This is a genomic window from Variovorax sp. SG517 (genome assembly GCF_013376045.1).
Classification (GTDB): Bacteria; Pseudomonadota; Gammaproteobacteria; order Burkholderiales; family Burkholderiaceae_C; genus Variovorax.
The window spans coordinates 264,019-278,784 of the sequence record NZ_JABMJG010000008.1; the positions used below are offsets into that span (position 1 = coordinate 264,019).

The 14,766-nt window shown below is 67.4% G+C and carries 14 protein-coding genes; 7 read left to right on the top strand and 7 right to left on the bottom strand.

All coding sequences use genetic code 11. The annotated features are described in order from the left end of the window. Window positions 1-3 precede the first annotated feature (3 nt). The gene (locus FHT32_RS24475; RefSeq protein WP_176667191.1) at window positions 4-1,431 is read right to left on the bottom strand and encodes a M20 family metallopeptidase; all 1,428 of its coding nucleotides are present in this window, start codon (window positions 1,429-1,431) and stop codon (window positions 4-6) included. A 120-nt stretch (window positions 1,432-1,551) separates the two neighbouring features. Between FHT32_RS24475 and FHT32_RS24480 the strand changes: the two genes are divergently transcribed. Next, window positions 1,552-2,520, top strand: coding sequence for a LysR family transcriptional regulator (locus FHT32_RS24480; RefSeq protein ID WP_176667192.1), 969 nt, complete (start codon window positions 1,552-1,554; stop codon window positions 2,518-2,520). Here FHT32_RS24480 and FHT32_RS24485 read toward each other — a convergent pair. Continuing rightward, a complete protein-coding gene (locus FHT32_RS24485; RefSeq protein ID WP_176667193.1) occupies window positions 2,504-3,166 on the bottom strand; it encodes an NAD-dependent epimerase/dehydratase family protein in 663 nt (220 codons plus the stop codon). The two genes, FHT32_RS24480 and FHT32_RS24485, sit on opposite strands and share 17 nt — an antisense overlap. A gap of 18 nt (window positions 3,167-3,184) precedes the next feature. After that, a complete protein-coding gene (locus FHT32_RS24490; RefSeq protein ID WP_176667194.1) occupies window positions 3,185-3,574 on the bottom strand; it encodes a thioredoxin family protein in 390 nt (129 codons plus the stop codon). Between the two features lie 102 nt (window positions 3,575-3,676). Here FHT32_RS24490 and FHT32_RS24495 point away from each other — a divergent pair, with 102 nt between their 5' ends. Continuing rightward, on the top strand, window positions 3,677-4,015 hold the full coding sequence (locus FHT32_RS24495; RefSeq protein ID WP_176667195.1) for a DUF962 domain-containing protein: 339 nt from the start codon (window positions 3,677-3,679) through the stop codon (window positions 4,013-4,015). Here the strand turns inward: FHT32_RS24495 and FHT32_RS24500 are convergent. Next, window positions 4,012-5,223, bottom strand: a complete 1,212-nt coding sequence (locus tag FHT32_RS24500) for a YihY family inner membrane protein (RefSeq protein WP_176667196.1) — start codon at window positions 5,221-5,223, stop codon at window positions 4,012-4,014. The genes FHT32_RS24495 and FHT32_RS24500 overlap by 4 nt on opposite strands. Window positions 5,224-5,258: 35 nt before the next feature. On the opposite strand from FHT32_RS24500, the gene FHT32_RS24505 reads away from it, so the two are divergent. Next, the gene (locus tag FHT32_RS24505) at window positions 5,259-5,666 is read left to right on the top strand and encodes a DUF2069 domain-containing protein (RefSeq protein ID WP_176667197.1); all 408 of its coding nucleotides are present in this window, start codon (window positions 5,259-5,261) and stop codon (window positions 5,664-5,666) included. Then, window positions 5,663-7,090 carry an FAD-binding oxidoreductase gene (locus FHT32_RS24510; protein WP_176667198.1) on the top strand — a complete coding sequence of 476 codons (1,428 nt, stop codon included), beginning with the start codon at window positions 5,663-5,665 and terminating at the stop codon, window positions 7,088-7,090. The genes FHT32_RS24505 and FHT32_RS24510 overlap by 4 nt, the downstream gene beginning before the upstream one ends. Before the next feature lie 35 nt (window positions 7,091-7,125). Here FHT32_RS24510 and FHT32_RS24515 read toward each other — a convergent pair whose 3' ends face one another. From FHT32_RS24515 to FHT32_RS24525, 3 genes are read right to left on the bottom strand one after another with little or no spacing between them, the layout of a single operon-like run. Further along, window positions 7,126-7,371, bottom strand: coding sequence for a DUF4880 domain-containing protein (locus FHT32_RS24515; protein ID WP_256099141.1), 246 nt, complete (start codon window positions 7,369-7,371; stop codon window positions 7,126-7,128). 25 nt (window positions 7,372-7,396) lie between these two features. Beyond that, window positions 7,397-8,698 carry a lysine N(6)-hydroxylase/L-ornithine N(5)-oxygenase family protein gene (locus FHT32_RS24520; protein ID WP_176667199.1) on the bottom strand — a complete coding sequence of 434 codons (1,302 nt, stop codon included), beginning with the start codon at window positions 8,696-8,698 and terminating at the stop codon, window positions 7,397-7,399. 55 nt (window positions 8,699-8,753) lie between these two features. Continuing rightward, window positions 8,754-10,433 (bottom strand): cyclic peptide export ABC transporter, encoded by a 1,680-nt coding sequence (locus FHT32_RS24525; RefSeq protein ID WP_176667200.1) that lies wholly within the window; start codon window positions 10,431-10,433, stop codon window positions 8,754-8,756. A gap of 260 nt (window positions 10,434-10,693) precedes the next feature. Here FHT32_RS24525 and fhuF point away from each other — a divergent pair, with 260 nt between their 5' ends. The 3 genes from fhuF (at window position 10,694) to FHT32_RS24540 (ending at window position 14,740) form a co-directional block, all read left to right on the top strand. Beyond that, complete coding sequence (gene fhuF, locus FHT32_RS24530) at window positions 10,694-11,464, top strand: siderophore-iron reductase FhuF (RefSeq protein WP_176667201.1); 771 nt, start codon at window positions 10,694-10,696, stop codon at window positions 11,462-11,464. 117 nt (window positions 11,465-11,581) lie between these two features. Continuing rightward, window positions 11,582-12,427 (top strand): formyltransferase family protein, encoded by an 846-nt coding sequence (locus FHT32_RS24535; protein WP_176667202.1) that lies wholly within the window; start codon window positions 11,582-11,584, stop codon window positions 12,425-12,427. An 87-nt stretch (window positions 12,428-12,514) separates the two neighbouring features. Next, window positions 12,515-14,740 (top strand): TonB-dependent siderophore receptor, encoded by a 2,226-nt coding sequence (locus tag FHT32_RS24540; RefSeq protein WP_176667203.1) that lies wholly within the window; start codon window positions 12,515-12,517, stop codon window positions 14,738-14,740. The last annotated feature ends 26 nt before the right edge of the window (window positions 14,741-14,766 follow it).

Here is a 14,766-nt window from a genome sequence, read left to right on the forward strand (position 1 = left end):
GTGTCAGGAGAGAGTGGAAGCGGATTGCGCAAGCCGGCCGGCGGCCCAGGGTGCGAGGCCCGGCTCGCCCAGGTCCCAGTACAGGCCGGCCATGATCTGCAGGCCCTCGCGCGCCAGCGGCGCGAGCAGGTGCTCGTTGGGCGCGTGCTGCGCGCATGCGGGGTACGAATGCGGCACCCACAGCGTGGGCAGCCCGAGCAGGTCGGCGAAGACGTCGTTGGGCAGCGAGCCGGCGAGATTAGGCAGCAGGTCCAGGCGCTGGCCGCTGCTTTCCTCGATGGACCGGCGTGCCCAGCCCACCCAGGGGTTCTCCACGTCGAGCCGTGTCGCGGCACCGGTCAGCGTGACCTCCACCTCGACCTGGCCGAAGCCGTGCGCATCGAGGTGCGCGCGCACGATCTTCCGCAGGTCCTGCCACGGCGTGCCGACCACGAAGCGCAGCTGGCAGTGCGCCACGGCTTCCGAGGGAATCGCGTTGACGGGCCGCTGCGGCGAGCCCGCGCCGAGCGCCAGCACCTCGATGGTGTTCCAGGCCACCAGCCGTTCGGCAGGGCTCAGGCCGGGCTCGCCCCAGCTTTCGTCGACCTCGGGGTCGTCCGCGCCGCCGCCGATGGCGATGCTGGCCAGCGCATTGCGCACCGCCTGTGTCACCGGCGGCGGGCGCAGCGCCTCGACGAGGATGCGCCCGCGCGCATCGACCAGCGATGCCACCGCATGGCTGACGACCGTGCCGGGGTTGACCAGCACGCCGCCCCAGTTGCCCGAGTGGTAGCCGCGCGGCCGGGCGCGCAGCCTCAGGCTGAAGTTGACCGCACCCCGCGAACCGAGGAACAACGTGGGCCGAGCGGCGCTCACGCGCGGGCCGTCGCTGGCGATGAACAGGTCGGCGCGCAGCTTGTCGCGCTGCTGCTCGCACACTGCGTGCAGGCCGGGCGAGGCGGCTTCCTCGCCCATCTCGACGAGCCAGGTCACGTTGTAGCCAAGCCTGCCGCCGCGCGCCTCCAGCGCGGCCGCGAGGCCGCCGAGGTTGATGCTGTGCTGGCCCTTGTTGTCGGCCGTGCCGCGCCCGTACCAGCGTTCGCCGCGCGCCGTCAGCGCCCAGGGGGCGAGGCCCTCTTCCCAGTGCGCGTCCTGCCCGCTGACCACATCGCCGTGGCCGTAGGTCATCACCGTGGGCAGGGACGGATCCTCGACGCGGCGTGCGATGAGGAAGGGACCGCCGCCGGGCACCGGGTTGGCGACCACCTCGCAGGCGAAGCCGAGTGCCACGAGCGGCGGAATCATCTCCTCGCGCAGGTAGGCCTCGAGTGCGGGCGTGGCGGCGCCGGTGTCGCTCTCGGTGCGGAAGGCGACGCGGCGCTGAAGGTCGGCGAAGAAGCCGCCTGCGTCGAAATAGGCGGCTGCAGCGGCGAGGCTGTCTTTGCGTGGCATGAAGGAGGTCCTTGTCTGTCTGTCCATCGGGTGGAGCAAGTACAAGGCCTGAAGGCCGATGCTTCCAGCATCGTTTTGGCAAGCTACCATTGCCTTGAAGGCAACACCCAGGGCTTCGCCATGACGCTACCGCTCCTCAGCATCCCGATGCGGCACTTCCTCGAAGTGGCGCGCAGCGGCTCGGTCAACCAGGCGGCGGCGCGCCTCTTCGTGGCCTCGTCGGCGGTCAGCCGGCAGATCGCCAAGCTGGAGGCCAGCCTTGGCACACCGCTCTTCGAACGGCATGCACGCGGCATGGCGCTCACGGCCGCCGGCGAGCGGCTGGCGGCGCACCTGCGCAATGCGCAGATCGACATCGAGCAGGTGATCGAACAGGTGCGCGACCTCGGCGGCCAGAGCGCGCGGCGCATCCGCATGGCCTGCACCGAAGGCTTCGCGGGGCACTTCATGCCGCTGGTGATGCGCAGCTTCGAATCGGCCAACCCCGGCTGCCAGCTGGAGCTGCACGTGGGCTCGCCCGACGGCGTGAGCGCGCTGCTGGCACGCGGAGAGACCGACATCGCGCTCAAGTACGTGGTCGCGCCCGAGCCCGGCCTGAAGATCGAGCACTCGGCCACCGCGCCGGTGTATGCGGTGCTGCGACCCGACCATCCGCTGGCGCGCCAGCGCGTGGTGTCGGTGGCCGAGGCGGTGCGCTATCCGCTGGCCGTGGGCGACAAGGGCGTGACCGCCCGCCAGCTCTTCGACCAGGCCTGCAGCCTGCAGGGGCTGCAGTACCGCGCGCTCTTCGTGAGCAACTTCTCGTCGGTACTGCTGCCGCTGCTGCGCACGCCCGACGTGATGCTGTCGGGCCTGGTCACGGTGATGCACCTGATCGACGAGGGCACATTGGTGGCCCGGCCGTTCGCGGAAGCGCCGCTGCAGCAGCGCCAACTGCAGGTGCTGGCGCTCGAAGGCCGCACGCTGCCGCCGCTGGCGCAGGACTTCGTTCGGCACCTGGTCTCAGCCATCGCCGGCGCGGGGCGCCGCAAGCTGGGACGCCCGCAGGCTTCCGGCGCAACGAAGAAAGAGTTCAGCCCAGGGCGTTGATGTCGGCCGGATCGAGGACCGGCTTCGGCGCGCCGTTGCGCGCCACCGCCAGCATCGCGCGCCCCACCTTCTCGGTGGTCGTCACACGGTTCGGCCAGAGGCGGAAGGCCAGCCCGAGCACCGGCTTGAGCACGACGATGGCCGCGTCGTACAGCGGCGTCTTCGAGCGGATGCCGTGCAGCGGCTGGATCATGCCGGGGCGGAACATGTAGGCCGCCTTGAACGGCAGGCGCAGCAGCGCGTTCTCGGTCGCGCCCTTCACGCGCGCCCACATGCTGCTGCCGCGCTCGCTGCTGTCGGTGCCGGCGCCCGTCACATAGGTGAAGGTCATTCCCGGGTTGAGCCGCGCGAGCACGGTGGCTGCCGCCAGCGTCAGGTCGTAGGTGATGCGCCTGTACTCGGGCTCCTTCATGCCCACCGACGACACGCCGAGGCAGAAGAAGCACGCATCGAAGCCTTGCAACTGCGATTCGATGTCGCCGTAGTCGTACATGTTCCTGTGGACCAGGTCGCGCAGCTTCGGGTTCTGCTGCCCCGTGGGGTTGCGGCCGATTGCGACGACGCTTTCCACGTCGGGCGCCAGCAGGCACTCGCGCAGCACGCCCTGCCCCACCATGCCGGTGGCGCCGAAGATCAGGACTTTCATGGGAAGGACTCCGGCCGGTCAGACCGCGAAGACTGCGGGCTTCTTGTTCAGCACGGCCAGCAGCAGGTCGACGTCGAGGCTGGAGGGCTGCGGCGCCTGCAGCGCCGAGAGCATGCGCGAGAGCGTTTCGGCATGCGGCAAGAGCGGCCCCAGGAAGCGCGTGCCGTCGGCGCCGGCGACCAGCAGCGTGGGGAAGGTCTCGACGTCGAAGGCGTCGGCGATGTCGGCGTGGTCCTCGATGTCGACCCAGGCGAAGCGGAACTGCGGATGCGCGCGCGCCACTTCCTGGAGCAGCGGCCGGTAGTCGCGGCAGGTGCCGCACCATTCGGCGCAGAGGCAGACGACCCAGGGCGCGTCGCCGGCCGGATCGGCGGATGGAGTGCTTGGAAGGCTTGGAAGAGCGCTCAAGGCTGATGCGTCGGTGGTGTGATCGGAAGGCCGGATGGTGCGGCCGGGAGGTCGTGGCTATTATGGACAAAGCCCTCCCGCAGGGTACAGGAGACTCGCACGATGAACACCACGACCGCCCCCGCATCTGCCGTCGATCCGCGCCAGTTCAAGAGCTTCGCGGAGTTCTATCCCTTCTACCTGACCGAGCACGCCAATCTCACCTGCCGGCGGCTGCACTTCACCGGCTCGACCATCTCGCTGCTGTGCCTGCTGGCGCTGATAGTCACGCTCAATCCGTGGTGGCTGCTGGCGGGCCTCGTGGCGGGTTACGGCTTCGCCTGGGTCGGGCACTTCGGCTTCGAGAAGAACAAGCCGGCCTCGTTCAAGCGGCCGCTCTATTCCTTCATGGGGGACTGGGCGATGTACCGCGATGTCTGGCTGGGGCGGGTGAAGATCTAGATCAAGAGCACGTCGCCCAGCCTCAGGGAGCGCAGCGGCCCCTTCTGCCAGAGGTCCTCGAGCGGCTCGGCCCGGGGCATCAGCAGTTCCTTCAACAGCGGTTCGATCGGCGTCGAGGGATCGGCCAGCAGCACGTAGCGCGGGTCTTCATTGGCGGGCTCTTCCGCCAGCGGCGCGATCCAGTCGAGCGCCACCAGCGTCTCGAGCACCGGCGCCAGTTGCAGTGCATCGACGCGCATGCGCGTCACCAGTTCGGTCGCGCCCATGCCTTTGGCCGGCGTGGCCTGCGCGCGGGCCAGGTGCTGCAGCGTTTCCATGGCAAGTTGCATGGGCCATCCGGCGGAGCCTCCGCGCCGCGCGACACCGGTCAGCAGACTGGGCAGGTAAGCCGCGATGACCGCGCCCAGCAGCACGATCACCCAGGCCACGTAGATCCACACCAGCAGGATCGGCACCGTGGCGAAGGCGCCATACAACACCGAGTAGGTCGGCACCAGGCTCAGGTAGTAGCCCAGCACGCGCTTAGCGATCTCGATGGCCGCGGCCACGAAGATGCCTCCGGCCCACGCATGCGACCAGCGCACGTTGGTGTTGGGCACGTAGTGGTAGAGCGACGCCATGCCGACCGCGAGCAGCATGAACTCGAAGGTGTCGAAAAACAGCTTCACCATGCCGCGCCCCACCACGTCGCTGGTGGCCGAGACCACGTAGGAAGTGGTCGAGAGACTCACCGCGAGGATGATCGGCCCCAGCGTGATGGCCGCCCAGTAGATCAGCACCCGCTGCGCGAACGGCCGCGGCGAGCGCACGCGCCAGATATTGTTGAGCGTCTTGTCGATGGTGAGGATCAGCGCGATGGCGGTGATCAGCAGCACGATCAGGCCCGCGATGCCCAGCCCGCTGGCCTTGCTCGCGAACTGGTTCAGGTAGCCCAGCACCTGCCGCGCGATGTTGTCGGGAATCAGGCTCTCGATGAGCCAGCGCTGCAGGCGGCCCTGCATCTTCGCGAACATCGGGAACACCGTGAAGAGAGCCAGTGCCACCGTGAAGAAGGGCACCATCGCGATGGTGGTCGTGAAGGTCAGGCTGCTGGCCGTGAGGCCGAGCCGGTCTTCGCGGAAGCGCTCGCCCAGCACCGCTGCGGTGTTGCGCCACGGAAAGCGAGAAAGATCCCTCCAGAGTTGCCTGCGATTCATGGCCGGTATCATGCCATCCGCCCTTTTCGCAGCGCCCGCCGCCCACCGTGTCCGACAACCCGCTTACTCCATCTTCCGTCCGCGCCACCCGCTGGGCCGCCGTGGGCAGCGTCGTCGGCCTGATCGTGCTGGGCCTGGCCTGGGAACTGTGGCTTGCGCCTCTGCGGCCCGGCGGTTCGCTGATGGCGCTGAAGGTGCTGCCGCTGGTCGTTCCGCTCGCGGGCCTGTGGAAGAACCGCATGTACACCTACCGCTGGGTCAGCCTGATGATCTGGCTCTATTTCACCGAGGGCGTGGTGCGCGTCTGGAGCGACACCAGCGGCGTGAGCCAGGTGCTCGCGCTCGTCGAGGTGCTGCTGTGCCTCGTGCTCTTCGCCGCCTGCGCCTGGCATGTGCGGCTTCGCCTGCGCCACGCCAAGAACGCTGCCCGCCAACTGGAGGCTTCCGCCCAATGACTTCTTCCACCGACCTGATCGAACAACTGCGCGCCATCGTCGGCGCATCGCATGTGCTGAACGAGGGCGACCTCACCGCCTACGAGCAGGACTGGCGCAAGCGCTCGCGCGGCAAGTCGCTGGCCGTGGTGCGCCCGGCCAACACGCAGCAGGTGGCCGACGTGGTCAAGGCCTGCGCCGCGGCCGGCACGGCGGTGATTCCGCAGGGCGGCAACACCGGCCTCGCGGTCGGCTCCATTCCGGACGACAGCGGCACGCAGGTGGTGCTGAGCCTGCAGCGGCTGAACGCGATCCGCACCATCGACGCCGCCAACCTCACCATGACGGTCGAAGCCGGCTGCATTCTTCAAACGCTGCAGGAGACGGCCGAGAAAGCCGGCTACCTGTTCCCGCTGAGCCTCGCGGCCGAGGGCAGTTGCACCATCGGCGGCAACCTCGCGACCAACGCGGGCGGCACGCAGGTCGTGCGCTACGGCAACACGCGCGAGCTGTGCCTGGGCCTGGAGGTGGTCACGCCGCAGGGCGAGATCTGGGAAGGCACCAGCGGCCTGCGCAAGGACAACACCGGCTACGACCTGCGCGACCTGTTCGTCGGCAGCGAGGGCACGCTGGGCATCATCACCGCGGCGACCATGAAGCTCTACCCGCTGCCCGCCGCGCAGCTCACCGCCTGGGCCGCGGTGCCATCGCTCGACCATGCGGTGACCCTGTTGGGCCTCGCCCACAAGCACCTGGGCTCGGGCCTCACCGGCTTCGAGGTGATGGGCAAGTTCGCGCTGAGCCTGGTCGACAAGCACATGCCCCAGCTGCGCGTGCCCTTCATTTCCGACGATGCAGTGCCCTACTGCGTGCTGCTGGAGAACTCCGACAGCGAATCCGAAGACCACGCCCGCGCGCGCTTCGAAGCGCTGCTCGAAACCGCCTTCGAAGACGGCTGCGTGACCGACGCGGTGGTTGCCGAGAACCTCACGCAGGCGCACCAGCTGTGGTACATCCGCGAGAGCATTCCGCTCGCACAGGCCGAGGAAGGCCTGAACATCAAGCACGACATCTCGATCCCTGTCTCGCGCATCCCGGCCTTCGTTCAGGAAACCGATGCACTGCTGGCGCGCGAGATCGCCGGCGTGCGGCTGGTCAACTTCGGCCACCTGGGCGACGGCAACCTGCACTACAACGTGCAGGCGCCGGAGAACGTCGATACCAAGGCCTTCCTGAAGAACGAGGAGGAGCGCATCAACACGCTGGTGTACGACGCGGTCGAGAAGTTCGGCGGCTCGTTCTCTGCCGAGCACGGCGTCGGCTCGCTCAAAGTCGACAAGCTCGAGAAGCACAAGTCGCCGGTGGCGCTGGAGATGATGCGGGCGATCAAGCGGGGGCTTGATCCGAAGAACATACTGAATCCGGGGCGGGTGATCCGGGTTTAGGACCAATCCAGGGTCAGCCCGCCAGGAGGATCGGCCTACTGCAGATCGGGGCCGCTGCGCCGCACATCTTCGAGCACGGGCCTGACCAGGGCAGCGCCCGCCAGTGCCCACAGCGTGAGCGCCTCGTCGAACGCACGCACATGGCGGGGATCTTCGCCCAGCCAGTGGATCAGCTGGCTTGCATGGTCACGCGAAGGCGTGTCATGCAGCCGACAAAAAAGCGCCCACGCGGTGTCGACGGCCGTCTTCGTGCAAGCCGGGGTCCTCTCGACCATCGCCATCGTCGGCCGCCTCACCCGTGGCCGGCTAGACCCGGACCGCCTGGGCGTCGTCCCGCGCGGTGTTGCGCGTGCGCGATTGGGCGGCAAGCAGCGCGTTGCCGATTTCCCCGGTACGCACGGAAGTGACCGAAAGCAGTGTGTCGCTCAGGCCGTGGCTGTCTTCGCACGCGCCCTGCAGGTAAATGCCCGGATGGAAGTCGGGCGATGCCTTCAGGCGGTAGTAGCGATCAACCTCGTAGCCGCCGAGGTAGGGGGTGAGCGGCAGCAGCAAGTCCTTGTGCTGGTCGCGCGCGTAGCCGGTGGCCAGCACCACCGCGTCGTAGCGCACGGTGCTCTCGCGCTGCAGGTCGCGGTCGAGCAGCGTCAGGTGAACGCCGTCCGCGGAGGCGCGTACCGAGCGCACCTCGTGCTGGCGCAGCATGCGCAGGCGAGTTCCGCGCGCCACCTTCTGGTCGTAGAAGACCTTGTAGATCTGCTGGATCAGGTCGAGGTCCGCCACCGCGTAGTTGGTCTGCGAGAACTCGTCGAGCAACGCGGCGCGCTCGTCGCTGTCGCGGCTGTACATGTAGTCGGTGTAGTCGGCGTTGAACACCTCGTTCACGAACGGGCTGTCGTCCGAAGGCCGGATGGAACGCGCGCGCATGATCAGGTCGACCTGCGGCGCGCCCGGGCGGCCCTGCAAGTCCATGAAGATCTCCGCCGCGCTCTGGCCAGCGCCCACGATGGCCACCCTGCGGGCCTGCGGATGCCCCGCCATGTCCTTCAGGTAGCTGCTCGAATGGAAGACACGCGGGTCGTCGCGAAGCGCGCGGAAGCACTCTGGAATGTTGGGCACGCCACCGATGCCGACCACCAGGTTGCGCGCGAGCCGCTCCTGCACCCGGCCGCTTCCGTCGCGCGAGCGCACGCGCAGCAGCGACACCTCGCCGCCCTGCTTCTCGGGCAGCACCTCGAACACTTCCTCGCCGTAGCGGCAGGCGTCCTCGAACTGGCCCGCGGCCCAGCCCAGGTAGTCGTTGAACTCATGGCGGCTCGGGAAGAAGCTCTTGAGGTTGATGAAGTCCGTCAACCGCCCCTTCTCGTACAGGTAGTTCACGAAAGTGAAGCGGCTGGTCGGGTTGCGCAGCGTCGCCAGATCTTTCAGGAACGAGATCTGCATGTGCGCCTGGTCCAGCAGCATGTGCGGATGCCAGGCAAAGCTGGGCTGCCGTTCGATGAACAGGGCGTCCAGCGGCTTGGCGCCGTGGCGCTTCTCATCGATTGCGATGGCCAGCGCGACGTTCGACGGGCCGAAGCCGATCCCGATCAGGTCATGGATGTGCTGCATGCGATTTCAACTCCTCGGTGCTCTGTGTGTTGGATGCGGATGAACGGGCGGTGCCTCACGCGGCCAGCCCTTGCGGGGCGCGCGCGCGGTCTTCCTGGATACGTCCGGCATTCATGGTGATCACGCGGTCGGCCAGGTGGAAATAGCGGTCGTCGTGCGAGATCACCACCAGCAGGTGGCCCTTGGCACGCAGCTCCGGCAGAAGCTCGGTGTAGAAGAGATGACGGAAGGTCGGGTCCTGGTCCGCCGCCCATTCGTCGAAAACCAGCACCGGGCGGCCTTCGAGGTAGGCATGCACCAGCGCCAGCCGCTTGCGCTGGCCGGTCGAGAGGTCGACGGTGCTGAAGGAGCCGTCCTTGATGCTCACCTTGTGGGCGATCTCCAGGCGCTGCAGGTATGGCAAGGCCGCCTGCGGCAGCGCGCTCTCGCCTTTCTCGCCGGCCGCCAGGTCCTCGAACAGGTAGAAGTCGGAGAACACGGTGGTGAACAGCTGGCGGTAGTCGTCTCGCGCCTCGGGCGTCACGACCGCATCGTCGCGCAGCACTTCGCCCTCCTGGGGCGCATAGAGGCCGAGCAGCAGCTTGATGAGGGTTGTCTTGCCGGAGCCGTTGTCGCCCACCACGAACACCATCTCGCCGCGACGCAGTTGCAGGTCGATCGGCCCCAGCACAAAGGGCTCTGCGCCGTCCGGCGCGGCGAAGGCGTAGCGCACGCCGCGCATGCCGATGCCGCGCTCGAGCGTGGCGATGCTCGACGGGCGCTCCAGGTGCAGGTGCGGCTCCGGCGTGGCAAAGCGCGCGGAGAGATCGCCGATGCGCTCGAACGCGACCCTGGCACGGCCCACGTTGGGCAACGCGCCGGCGATGACGTCGATCGGCCCCTTCAGGAACAGCAGCACCAGCACGAATCCGCTGAGCACCACGGGCTCGGTGCTGCGGAATGCCGCCCAACCGAGGATCAGCGCGATCAGCAGGAAGAACAGCGCCGAGCCGAAGGCGGTCGCCATCACGTAGGTGTTGATCGCGCGGCTGTTGACGCGGCGGATGTCGTCGACGATGCGCTCGACCTGGCCTCCGAACATGCGCGTGCGTCGGTCGCGATGCATGCGCAGTTCCTTCGCGCCTTCGCTGATCGCGCGGTAGGCCTTGTGCAGTTGGTCCTCGTGCTCGCGCGCCTTCCAGAAGCCGGCCTGGGCGCGGGTCTGCGCCATGGTCTGTATCGTCGCGCCGAGCGCCAGCGCCACCACCAGCAGGCAGAACAACGGCAGCGACAGGAACGCCAGGTAGGCCAGGCAGCCGAAGGCGACGGCCACCGCGATCAGCGTCGAGGACAAAACGAAGGCGGCGTCGCTGATCATGTCTACGTCCTGCGACAGTACCGGCATCAGGCGGTGCGTGCGGTAGCGCTCCAGCGCATCGATGGGTGCCGAGAGAATCTTCTGCGCCAGGCTCTTGCGCACCTGCGCCACCAGGCGCTGGCCGACGAAGTTGGTCGACGCATCCGAGGCCATCCGGCCGAACAACGCGACCGCGCACAACGCGATGAAGGTCAGCAGCAGGCCGCCCGCCATGCCGCCCTCCTGATTGAGCACCTGGTTGATGGTGCGCAGCAGCGCGACCGTGGCGGCGCCCGCGCCGACACCAGCGACCGCGGACAGCACGATCCACGGAAAGAATGGCTTCAGCAGGCGCCTGATTTCTCCGCGGTGGCCGGTGGCGTCTTTGGTGGATGTCATGCACGAACTCTTTCCGCCCCGAAGGGCGACTGCGACCCGGGCGCGAAACATCCGCGGCCGAGCCGTGAAACGGCTGGAGAACGGCCTTGCCCCATGTGCACGGCCCGGCGGCACCGTGCCACCCTTCTGCATAGACGGCCGGGCGTCGCCGATGTTCATCGGCCGGGGCCAGCACGCCGCGAATGAACATCGAGGGTGCTAGCGCGTCTCCTGTGGATGCACCCTGCGCACCGTTCCATCGCCTCGCGGCGGGCAGGGCCATGATTCCGCTGCTGGAGCCGATCTTCCAGGGCGAGCTGGCCCCGCTGGGAGAGAAACTCCAGCTCGCGAACACAGTCCCGCCCGATGCCGTACACGTTGCCGACCTGCTGCGTTCGCACGAGTTGCTGACCGAGGTGCTGCAGCGCCACGCGAGATTCAGGAAGAGCACCGGACACGACCTGCGGCCCGTCGCCTCGGCATGGTGTCTCGGCTACGTGGCCGCGCTGTTGCCGCCGGTCGCCGCGGCGGCGAGCGTGCTGCAGCATGTCTTTCCGATGGCCGCCGAGCAGGTCTGGGTGCGGCTGGACGACGACGGCTTTCCCGCGAGCTTCCACATCCGCGAGATCGGCGAGGCAATGCATGGCACCGGCACCGCGCAGCGCTATGGGCCACTGTTGGGCCGGCATCTTCGGCCGTTGTTCGCAACCCTTTCCGAGCTCACCCGGCTCGCGCCCAAGATCCTCTGGGGCAATGCCGCGCGCCAACTCGACCCGATCCTAGGCCAGGCCCTGGCACTGACCGGTGGCTCGGCGTCGATCGCCGAAGATCAGGCACGTCTGCTGCACAGTCCCGATTGGCCAAGCGGCCACGGCAGCGCGCCGGAGCCCAACCCGCTCTTCGGCCGGCAGCGCAAGGTGCATCGCGTCGACGGCGACGGACGGGTCGTGATGAGGCTGCACCGGCAATGCTGTCTCCACTACCTGCTGCCCGAGGAAGGCTATTGCGGCGCATGCCCTCTCGCGCCGCAGCATCGCAACGCCGGCACCTGAGGGCGCCGATGAACAGATCGCGCCGCATTGCGTCTGTGGTGGAGGCGCATCGAGGATGCCCGCATCGTCGCGCTCCGCGCCGCCCCTCCAATGAAGCCCACTCATCCATCGCACACCATGTCCAAGGCAAAGCTCGTCTACATCCTGTCCTTGAGAAACGCCGCAGCCGACAGAGCCGGCCAGCACATCGACTACAAGGGCGAGCAGCGCTACATGAAGTCGCCGCTCGAATACCTGGCCGAGGCGCTCGACACCACGCCGCTGGGCGACGCCTATTCGCTCGAAGGCATCGTCTACGACGACGACGCGCAGTCGCCGCGGGACCAGGCCGCCCTCCGGGATTACGGCTTCGGATGGCATCCCGATCGCAAATGGATTTTTCCCGCGGACCTGCGCGCGCAGGGCAGGCTGCTTAGGGACATGCTGCATCCGGTGCCCTCGGCCTACCGCCGAATGCCCATGGATGAGCCCGGGCGCGTCGCGGGCAAGAGCGCATTCGAGCGCGCGCTGCTCGACAAGCTGCTCACGCTGGGTGCCGACGTCGTGCTGCTCGATGGGCTGCTCGTCATCCTCGACGAACTCGTGCGGCCTGGAAGCCGCTACTACCGGAAAATCGTCAACATCCATCCCGGCATCACCCGGCTGGAGTCGCCCTACCAGCGCCGCGGGGCCTACGCCACGCTCGATGCGCTGCATGGCGCGCAGGGCAACAAGGTGGTGGACTGGACGACGATGGCCAAGCAGCGTGTTCCGGTGATCGACAAGACCGGCGCCTCACTGCATTACGTGGACAACGGGATCGATTCGGGCGAAGTCATCTTCGACGTGCTCGACACCCCCATCGGGCCGGACGACACCATCCTCGAGCTGCGCTGGAACAACTTCAACCGGAGCCTCTTTCCGGCCATGCACAAAGGCATGGCGTTGCTGGCACCCCACGTCCTGGGTCCGCAAATCAGGTAGCGGTGGGTCCGTTTGACGTTTACAACTTTGTAATGAGAGCAATTCTCATTAAGATTCGGACGCCTCTAATACTTTCAAAGTCCTTTCATGCACACATCCCCCCTCCCTCGCCAACGCTTGCTGCATGCATCGCTCGTGGCGGCCTTCGGAACCACCGCCGTTCTCTCGAGCCTCGGTAGCCATGCGCAAACGTCGGTCACGGCGCCGGCAACCGCCACAGACCAGGCAACGAGCGCGACGCTGCCCGCGGTAACGGTAAATGCCGATGCGGAGGAAAGCGGCACCGGCCACGTGACCGGCTATGTGGCCAAGCGCAGCGCAACGGGTACCAAGACAGACACGCCGATCATCGAGACACCGCAGTCGATCTCGGTGATCACCTCCGATCGTATGCAGGCGACCGGAGCGGTCACGCTCAAGGACGCCTTGAGCTACACCCCCGGCGTGGCGATCACCACCTTCGGCGCCGACTCCCGCTACGACTGGCTCACGCTGCGCGGCTTCGATGCCTATGCACCGGGCTTCTACCTGGACGGCCTGCCACTGCGCAACAACGGCAACTGGGGCGTCTGGCGCACCGAGAACTACGGCGCCGAGCGCATCGAGCTCCTGCGCGGCCCTGCCTCGGTGCTCTACGGCCAGGCCGGCCCGGGTGGCGTGGTCAACGTCGTTAGCAAGCGGCCCACGGCCGAGCCGCTGCATGAGCTTCAGATGCAGATCGGCGACCACAACCGCAAGCAGATCGCCGGCGACTTCTCGGGTCCGCTCGACGCCGACGGCAAGGTCCTCTACCGCGTGGTCGGCCTGCTGCGCGATGGCGACCTGCCAGCCGGCAAGATGCCCGACCGCCGCCTCTATCTCGCACCTTCCCTGACCTGGCGCATGTCGGGGGACACCAAGCTGACGATGTATGCGCAAGTCGACCGCACGCGTGCCGGCGTCTACAACCGCATCCGGCCGCAAGTCGGCTCCGTGATCCCGACCTCGATCGGCACCCGCATCCCAGCCACGCTGGAAACCGGCGACCCGAACTACGACCACTTCAACAACGACCAGTGGATGCTGGGCTACGAATTCGAGCATCGGCTGAACGACACCGTCACGCTGCGCCAGAACGCCCGCTATGGGGAGCTGAAGGTCGACTACGCAGGTGTCTGGCCCCTGCGCCGCCTCACCACGGTGGACAGCAAGAATCCGTCGAACCCGCTCAACTTCATGTTCCTCGGCCGCTATCCCACCGGAAGCCGCGAGAAAGTCTCGACGCTCAGCATCGACAACCAGGTGCAGGCCGACCTGCGCGCGGGCGACTGGCAGCACAAGCTACTGATCGGCCTGGACTACCAGCGCAATCGCATCGACCAGTACAGCTTCTCGACCGGCACCGCGCCGACGATCAACATCTACGCACCGGTTTACAGCGGCCCGATCGTCGAAGGCGCGCCATGGATGAACTCCAACATGCGCCTGGCCCAGACCGGCCTGTACATCCAGGACCAGATCAAGTGGGGCGACCGCTGGTCCCTCACGCTGGGTGGCCGCTACGACAAAGCCGAGAGCGACGTGTTCGACAGGCTGACGGGCAAAAGCACGGAGATATCCCAGAACAAGTTCACCAAGCGAGCCGGTCTCGTCTACCTGGCCCCGAACGGCCTGGCGCCCTACCTGAGCTACTCGGAGTCGTTCGCGCCCACGGGCCAGGTCGACCCGATCACCCGCGCGCCGTTCAAGCCTGAGACGGGACGCCAGTACGAGGCGGGCATCCGCTATCAACCGCCGGGAACCAAGCAGAGCTACAGCGCGGCCATCTTCGATCTGCGGCGCCAGAACTACATCTCGAACGACGCCAACTTCATGCCCAAGCAGACGGGCGAGATCCAGGTTCGCGGGCTCGAGCTGGAAGCCACGGCCGAAATCATGCCGCGCCTGAACATCACGGCCGCCTACGGCTACACGCCACGCGCCATCGTCACCGCCAGCGCCAACCCGGCTGAAATCGGCAAGCAGGCCAATGCGGTGCCAAGGAACCGTTTGTCGGTCTGGGCGGACTACCGCTTCAGCAACGGCTTGAAGGTCGGCCTGGGCGCTCGCTACACCGGCTCGAGCTACGGCGACGGAGAAAAACTCGCGCCCAACAAGGTACCGGCCTCCACGGTGTACGACGCCATGGTCGGCTACGACTTCGAGCGCTGGAGCCTCGCGCTCAACCTGCGCAACCTGACCAACAAGAATTTCATCGCCAATTGCGACCAGTACGGCAAGTGCTACTACGGCGCTCCGCGCTCGATCATCGCGACGGGAACGTACCGCTGGTAAGGAACGTGGCGCCGATGCGCCATCGG